The following is a 7,509-nucleotide window of genomic DNA, read 5'->3' as shown; positions in this document are numbered from 1 at the left end:
CGCCATGCGCATGCGCGGGGCCGACGAGCTGCGCACCCGGATGCTGCGGGTGTGGCAGGGCGACGAGACCGACCAGACGGCCTACCTGCTGGGCGCCGACATACGGAAGGCCCGGTTCAGCGTCCTCACCGGCGGCGGACGGTGGCGCCTGGTCCTGCACGGGCGCGGGGAGAAGCTGGTCCTGCGCGGCTTCGGCGACGGCCGCTCCCAGGAGGAGCAGGCGGCGGCGCTGATCGGGGACCGGCTCAGCACCACCTGGCTGCACTCACCGCGCGAGCTGTTCGCGCTGCGCAACGCGATCGGCCGGGTCGGGATGGTGCTGGGCGGCCTGGCTCTGGGCGCGGCGCTCGTGCTGGCGGTGGTCGACCCGGCCGCCTGGCCGGACTGGGCGACCCCCGGCCTCGCCCTGGGTGGCGTGCTCGCCCTGGTGGTCGCCGTCCTGCCGGACGTGGTCATGGAGGTCGTCTGGAAGCTGCGCGGCCCCGCGCCACGCCCCGAACCGGTCGTCGTCACCCGCCGCTACGCGCGGCCGGCCCTCCACGTGACGTCGGTGGACGCGGCGTACCCGTTCGACCCGTTCGACCAGTTCGAGTCCCTCGAGCCGCTTCGCCACGAGGAGCCGGTCGAGCCCGCCGCCTCCGGGTCGGCCATGGAGTCCATGACCCTGGACCTGGGCGACCTCCCGGAGCTGTCGTACTGGCCCGACGAGGTCATCGACCTCGACGACCTCCCGGACCTCCCCGACTGGCCACCGGAGATGGCACCCCAGCGGTGACCGGGCGGCGTCACGCCGGGTCGGGCAGGCAGGCGCGGTCGGCCAGCGCCCTCCGACGGGGGAGCCGGGCCCGGATCGCGGCTGCGGCCGCGGGCTGCCCGGCGACCACGCCGCCGAGCACGAGCACCATGCCCAGCGCCTGGGGCCAGCCGAAGAGCTCGCCCGCGACGACCACGCCGAGCGCCGTGCCCACGACCGGGTTGAGCAGGCCGACGAGGGAGACCGCGCCCGCCGGCATGGTCCTCAGACCGCGGAACCAGCAGTAGTACGCCAGGCCGGTCCCCACCACGGCGAGCCACAGGAAGCCCGCCGCCGCCGGGGCGTCTACCGGTGGCGGAGCGCCCTCGAGCAGCAGGGCCACCGGCAGCAGGAGCAGCCCACCGGCCACCAGCTGCCACGACACGAGCGTCAGCATGTCGACCGGGGCGGGCCAGCGCTTGATCAGGACGAACCCGAACGCCGAGACCAGGACCGACCCGAGCGCGGCGGCCACTCCCAGCGTGCTGACCTCACCTGGGGAGCGCAGCACGAGGAGCGCGACGCCCGCCAGACCGACCAGCGCCGCGCCGACCCGGACCGCACCCGGGCGCTCACCCAGCGCGGGGAGCGCCATCGCCATCACCGCGAGCGGGGACGCCGCCTGGACCGTCGAGGCCAGCCCGCCGGGCAGCTGGTAGGCCGCGACGAAGACCAGGGGGAAGAACAGCCCGATGTTGCAGGCGCCGAGGACCGCCGCTCGCCACCACCACTGGCCGTGCGGCCGGCGGCGGAGCAGGGCGAGCAGGACGAGACCCACGGGAAGGGCGCGGACGGTGGCGGCGAAGAGCGGCCGGTCGGGCGGGAGCAGCCGGTCGGTGACGACGTACGTCGTGCCCCAGGCGGCGGGAGCGACCGCGGTGAGGAGGAGAGCGCGGAGGCGGATACTTTCCATGGAAAACAATTTAGTTTCCAAGGAAGATAGAGTCAACCCATGAGTGACGAGCACCCCGACCACGTCGGACGGATCCTCGGTCAGTGGCGCCGGGAGCGACCCGACCTCGACGTCAGCCCCCTCGGCGTCGTCGGTCGGCTGCACCGCCTCGCGGACACGCTGAACGTCGAGCTCCGGGCGCTGTTCGCCGAGGCCGGGCTGTCCGACGGCGACTTCGACGTGCTCGCCTCGCTCCGCCGCTCAGGGGACCCGTACGCGCTCACCCCGGGCGAGCTCGCCGCCACGACGATGGTCACCTCGGGCGCGGTCACCAAACGTGTGGACCGGCTCGAGGCGCAGGGCTACGTGAGCCGCACCGTCTCGACGGACGACGGCCGCTCGCGCTCGATCGCCCTCACCGACGAGGGCCGCGCGCTCATCGACGACCTCTTCCCTCGGCACGTCGAGAACGAACGACGGCTGCTGGCCGGCCTGTCCGCGGAGGAGCAGGCGGACCTCGCTCGGCTGCTGGAGAAGTGGGGCCGTTCGCTGGGCTGAGTCCCCGGCGTCGGCCGGCGCGGTCCGCGACCTGTCGCAACCCCTCAGAGCAGCCCGTTGGCCTTCAGCGACAGGTAGTGGTCGGCCAGCGCGGGGGGCAGCCGTTCGGCGTCGGCGTCCACGACGTCGACCCCCACCGCGGTGAGCAGGTCGGCGGTCTGGCGGCGCCGGACCATCGCCTGCTCGGCCGCCGCGGCGTCGTACACCTCGTCGATCGTGGTGCGGGTCCCGGCGAGCACCTCCAGCTCGGGGTCGCGCACGGAGGCGAGCACCACGCGGTGGTGGCGGGTCAGGGCGGGCAGCACGGGGAGCAGGCCCTCCTCCACGGCGGACGGCTCGAGCGGCGTCAGCAGGACCACGAGGGCGCGCTGGCGTCCGAACTCGGTCACCGCGCCCGCCAGGGAGGCCCAGTCCGCCTCGGCGATCACCGGCTCGAGGTCGGCCATGGTGTCCTGCAGGTGCGCCGCGATGTCGCGGGCGCGCGCGGACCGCACCCGGGCCCGGATCCGCCGGTCGCCGGCGACGAAGTCGATCCGGTCCCCGGCCCGGGAGGCGAGCGCCGCGAGGAGCAGCGCGGCGTCCATGGCCGAGTCCAGCCGGGGCACGTCCTCGACCCGTCCGGCCGAGGTGCGCGAGGTGTCGAGCACGAGCACCACGCGGCGGTCGCGCTCGGGCTGCCACGTGCGGACGACGACCTTGGTGGTGCGGGCGCTGGCCCGCCAGTCGATGGAGCGGACGTCGTCGCCCCGGACGTACTCACGCAGCGAGTCGAACTCGGTCCCGGGGCCGCGCACCCGGATCGCGGCGCGGCCGTCGAGCTCGCGGAGCCGGGCCAGGCGGCTGGGGAGGTGCTTGCGGGACTCGAACGGCGGGAGCGAACGGACCACGCCCGGAACGTCGAGCGTGCGCTGACGTGCCCCGAGCCCGAGCGGTCCGCGGGCCCGCACGGTCACGCCGAGCGCCGGCAGGTCGCCCCGGCGCCGGGGCAGCAGCGGCGTGGTCAGCGTCGTCCGGTCCCCGCTCGCGAGGTCGACGCGGTGCCGGTTGCCGGTGGCCCCGGCCGACGGCTGCCAGGCATCGCGGACCAGCGCCCGGACCCGGCGCTTGCCGGGGTTGCCCACGCGGAGCACCGACGCGGCCGGGTGGCCGAGCCGGACCGCCCCGACCGGGTCCCTCGCGACGGTGAGGGTGGCCGGCCCGGGGGCGAGCAGCAGGTCGGCCGCGACGACCAGGGACACCACGACCAGCCACAGCCAGACCGTGCTCGGGCTCGGCCGCGCCACGACCGGCAGCAGCCCCAGCAGGAGCAGCAGCGGGACGCGACCGGTGATGACCATGACGGGTGGGGTGACCGTCAGCGCGGGACGGGGACGGAGTTGAGCGCCGAGGCCAGGACCTCGGCCACGTCGACACCCTCGAGCTCCGCCTCCGGGCGGAGTCCGAGGCGGTGCACCAGCGTCGCGTGCGCGAGCGCCTTCACGTCGTCCGGGGTCACGAAGTCGCGACCGGTCAGCCAGGCCCACGCGCGCGCGGAACGCATCAGCGCGGTCGCGCCCCGCGGGCTCACCCCCAGGCTGAGAGAAGGGGACTCCCGGGTCGCCCGGGCGATGTCGACGATGTAGCCCATCACCTCGGGCGAGACCTGGACGGTCTTCACCGCGGCCTGGCCGGCGGCGATGTCGTCGGGGCCGGCGACGGGGGTCACGCCGGCGGCCCGGACGTCCCGCGGGTCGAACCCGGCGGCGTGCCGCTGCACGATCTCGAGCTCCTGGGCGCGGTCCGGGATCGGCAGCACCACCTTGAGCAGGAAGCGGTCCAGCTGGGCCTCCGGGAGCGGGTAGGTGCCCTCGTACTCGACCGGGTTCTGGGTCGCGGCGACGAGGAACGGCGCCGGCAGCCGGTGCGTGACGCCGTCGACGGACACCTGGCCCTCCTCCATCGCCTCGAGGAGCGCCGACTGGGTCTTGGGCGGCGTCCGGTTGATCTCGTCCGCGAGCAGGAGGTTGGTGAAGACCGGTCCCTCCCGGAAGCTCAGCTCGCCGGCCGTCGAGTCGATGACCATCGAACCGGTGATGTCCCCCGGCATCAGGTCCGGCGTGAACTGCACTCGCCGGGTGCCGACGTCGAGCGCCCCGGCGAGGGTGCGCACGAGCAGGGTCTTGGCGGTGCCGGGCACGCCCTCCATCAGCACGTGGCCGCCGCAGAGCAGCGCGACGAGCAGGCCGGACACCGCGGCGTCCTGGCCCACGACCGCCTTGCCGACCTCGGCCCGCACGGCGACGAGCCGCTCCCGGGTCGCCGGGTCGGGCGAGCCGCCGCGCGCGGCCTCGCCGGGATGTGCCGCCGTCTGTGCCGCCGTCTGGGCACCGGTCTGGGCATCGCTCTGGGCATCGCTCTGGGCATCGCTCTGGGTCACGGTCCTTTTACCTCTCTGTCGAGCTCGGCCAGCGCCTGCGCCAGGATGATCAGGTCGCGGTCCGTCGTGGGACCCGGGTCGCCGGGGGGCGGGTCGAGCAGCCGGGCGACCTCGGTCTCGGGGCGCCCGGTACGCCGCGCGACCTCGCGGACCAGCCCGGCGGGGTCGAACCGGGACCCGAGCCGCAGCCGCTCGGCGCACCTGGTCCGGGCCGCCCGGCGCAGGGCGGCGGCGGCGTGCGCGCGGTCACCGGCGCGACGGTACAGCCGCCCCAGGCTGCGCGTCGTCTCGACGGCCCGGACGACGACCGGCAGGGGCTCGGCGGCGAGCGGGCCCAGGCGGCGACCACGCCACACCACCACGGCCACCACCGCGAGCCCGGCCATCCACAGGCCGGGGAAGACCCACCGGGGCAGCAGGCTCGTCATGCTGACGCTCTCGCCCGCCGAGAGGTCCCCCAGGGACGGCACGTACCAGACCAGCCGCCGGTCCTGGCCGAGCAGCCGCAGCGCCACCGCGGCGTTGTCGGCGCGCAGCACCTGGTCGTTGGTGAAGGCCTGCTCGGCCCCGAAGAGCAGCAGCCCGTCGCGGGGTCGCAGCACCAGGGCGCCGAGGTCGCCGGGGAAGCAGTCGCCGCCCTCGTAGACCGGCGCCGAGTCGACCTCAACGGTGAGCCCGTCGAAGAGCGGGTCGACGCAGCCGGCGTCCCGGCCCTCGCCAAGGTCGACGTTGCTCGGCGTCACCGGCGCCCCCAGCGCCTCGGCGGAGCCGATGTCGGCGCCCAGCACGATCAGGTGCGCGGCGCCGTCGGTGTGCTCGAGAAGCCGCTCGACCGTCACCTCGCCGAGGTTGGCGGGGAGCACGACGACCACGCTGGTGTCGGACCCGACCGGCACCGACTCGAGCTCGTCGGCGCTGCGCGCGACCACCACGTCGACGCCCTTGTCGTCGAGCACGCGCGCCACCGCCCTAGTGCCGGCCGGCCCGGCGTTGTCGGGGTCCATGGGCGTGGTCGTGTCGGCGCCGCCGGTCAGCGCGGCCACGGCCACGGCCGCGACCAGGCCCAGGGCGATCAGCAGCGACGCGCGGTGGCGGCTGAGGAAGCCCCGCCGTCGTCCGGACCCGGCGGCCGCGCTCGCCGGGGACGCCGGTGCGGCCCGCTCCGCGGTGTCCGTCATCGGCGCGCCAGGAGCTCGTCGTCGAGGTCGAGCACGCTCCGCGCCTGGGCGGCGGTGGCCGAGCGGTCGCCGTACAGCACCGCGTCGAACAGGCTCCCGCTCCGGTCGACCCGCTCCCGCAGGTGGGGGAACTCGCGGCCGAGCGCCAGCGCGACCTCGTGCGCCGTCGCCCCCGGGGCGTCGGCGAGCCGGCCCCGTTCGACCTGCCGGGTCGCCACCGCACGGAACCCGTCGACCACCGCGTCCTCGTGCCGGCCCTCGGCGAGGGCGGCCTCGGCCCGGGCGCGGAGCTCGTCGGCACTGATGACCTCGTCGGTCAGCACCGCCCGGCTGTCGTCACGGCTGCGGGTCGTCCGGCGCGCCCGGGACACGAGCCAGCCGAGCAGGCCCACCAGGCCGACCAGGATCACCATCGCCGCCAGCGTCGAGAGCGGCGGCGCGTCCGCGGCGGCGTCCAGGCCGTTGCCGAGCTGGCGCTCGAGCCAGGTCAGCAGGCGCTGCACGAGGTTCTGCTCGTTGTACTCCGGCCGCAGGAGCTCGCGGCGCAGGTCGGACCGAGCCTCCTCCGCGCCGGGGGTGAGGGGCGGGTCGCGAGGCTCGAAGAGGTGCGTGCCGAGCGGCGCTCTCACCCGGTCAACCCTGCCTGGCGCATGAGCTCGACGTCGTAGGCCTCCTTGCGCATCCGCTGGTCGAGGTACTGCAGCGAGGTGACGGCGGAGGTGAACGGCGTGGCGAACGCCGCCGAGACCACCTGCGCCAGCGCCTGGCTGATGATCAGGACCAGCAGTGCATAGCGACCGCCGACCGCGATCGACCCGACCTGGCCCACCAGCGAGATCGGGAACGCCAGCACGTTGCTCGCGACACCGACCACCAGACCGGTCAGCAGCGCGATGCCGAGGGTGCGCCAGAACTGCCGGCGGGTGAGGGCGAACCCCCGGGCCACGGCCCCGAAGACCCCGACGTCCTCGAGCATCAGCACGGGCACCGGGAGGTAGTAGACGCGGATCCAGAACCAGGCCATGAAGGCGACGTACGCCGGCACCGTCACCAGTGCCCAGACCACGACCAGCTCCGTGGGCGCGTTCATGGCGACCACGACCCAGGCCACCACGTAGACCGCGAGCGCGGCCAGGAAGCCCAGCCACAGCAGCCCGGCCAGGCCGACCAGGCGCCAGCGCTTACCCCGGGTGGCGGCCCAGGCCTCGCCCAGGCTCAGCCGGCGACCGACGGCGGCGGCGGCCACCACGTGGGACACCATGCCCGTCACGAGCAGGCTGCCGAAGACGAAGAGCACGAGCCCGACGCCCAGGGACCCGAACGACCCGGCGAACCCCAGCAGCGAGGCGTTGTCGGGCGAGCCGGTCTCGTCGAGGGTGACGTCGACCGTGGCCGTGAGGATGGCGGTGACCAGGATCGGGAGCGACATGGTCACCGCGGCCACGAGCACCGAGGAGCCCACGGTCGCCTTGGGGTTGAAGCGGATCACCCGGAACGCCGCGTCGTACATGTCGCCCAGACCCAGCGGCCGCAGCGGCATCGCGCCCGGCTTGTGGGCCGCGCCCAGCATGCCCGCCTGAGGCGTCCAGGGCGGCGGCGTCTGGGGAGCGGTACCGGTGGCGTACGGCGCGGGAGCGGCCGAGCCGGGCAGGTAGGCCGGCGGCGGTGGGGG

The 7,509-nt window shown here is 75.2% G+C and carries 8 protein-coding genes; 2 read left to right on the top strand and 6 right to left on the bottom strand.

The window, feature by feature from the left end:
• The coding region (locus JHD21_RS12365; RefSeq protein WP_292675548.1) for a hypothetical protein at positions 1 to 775 on the top strand (775 nt) is incomplete at its 5' end.
• 10 nt (positions 776 to 785) lie between these two features.
• Here the strand turns inward: JHD21_RS12365 and JHD21_RS12360 are convergent.
• Complete coding sequence (locus JHD21_RS12360; protein WP_292675545.1) at positions 786 to 1,706, bottom strand: EamA family transporter; 921 nt, start codon at positions 1,704 to 1,706, stop codon at positions 786 to 788.
• 39 nt (positions 1,707 to 1,745) lie between these two features.
• On the opposite strand from JHD21_RS12360, the gene JHD21_RS12355 reads away from it, so the two are divergent.
• On the top strand, positions 1,746 to 2,243 hold the full coding sequence (locus JHD21_RS12355) for a MarR family transcriptional regulator (RefSeq protein ID WP_292675543.1): 498 nt from the start codon (positions 1,746 to 1,748) through the stop codon (positions 2,241 to 2,243).
• Between the two features lie 44 nt (positions 2,244 to 2,287).
• On the opposite strand, the gene JHD21_RS12350 is transcribed toward JHD21_RS12355, so the two are convergent.
• From JHD21_RS12350 to JHD21_RS12330, 5 genes are all read right to left on the bottom strand, one after another.
• Complete coding sequence (locus JHD21_RS12350; protein ID WP_292675540.1) at positions 2,288 to 3,580, bottom strand: DUF58 domain-containing protein; 1,293 nt, start codon at positions 3,578 to 3,580, stop codon at positions 2,288 to 2,290.
• Between the two features lie 17 nt (positions 3,581 to 3,597).
• Positions 3,598 to 4,518 carry a MoxR family ATPase gene (locus JHD21_RS12345; RefSeq protein ID WP_292675585.1) on the bottom strand — a complete coding sequence of 307 codons (921 nt, stop codon included), beginning with the start codon at positions 4,516 to 4,518 and terminating at the stop codon, positions 3,598 to 3,600.
• Between the two features lie 137 nt (positions 4,519 to 4,655).
• Positions 4,656 to 5,837: a DUF4350 domain-containing protein gene (locus JHD21_RS12340; protein WP_292675537.1), complete on the bottom strand. Its 1,182-nt coding sequence runs from the start codon at positions 5,835 to 5,837 to the stop codon at positions 4,656 to 4,658.
• A complete protein-coding gene (locus JHD21_RS12335; RefSeq protein ID WP_292675534.1) occupies positions 5,834 to 6,466 on the bottom strand; it encodes a DUF4129 domain-containing protein in 633 nt (210 codons plus the stop codon). The genes JHD21_RS12340 and JHD21_RS12335 overlap by 4 nt, the downstream gene beginning before the upstream one ends.
• Positions 6,463 to 7,509, bottom strand: a 1,047-nt coding sequence (locus JHD21_RS12330; protein WP_292675530.1) for a hypothetical protein, incomplete at its 5' end; no start/stop codon positions are given. The genes JHD21_RS12335 and JHD21_RS12330, both read right to left, overlap by 4 nt.

Source organism: Nocardioides sp. (assembly GCF_016462705.1).
GTDB lineage: Bacteria > Actinomycetota > Actinomycetes > Propionibacteriales > Nocardioidaceae > Nocardioides.
This window is presented reverse-complemented; position numbering and strand designations above follow the sequence as displayed.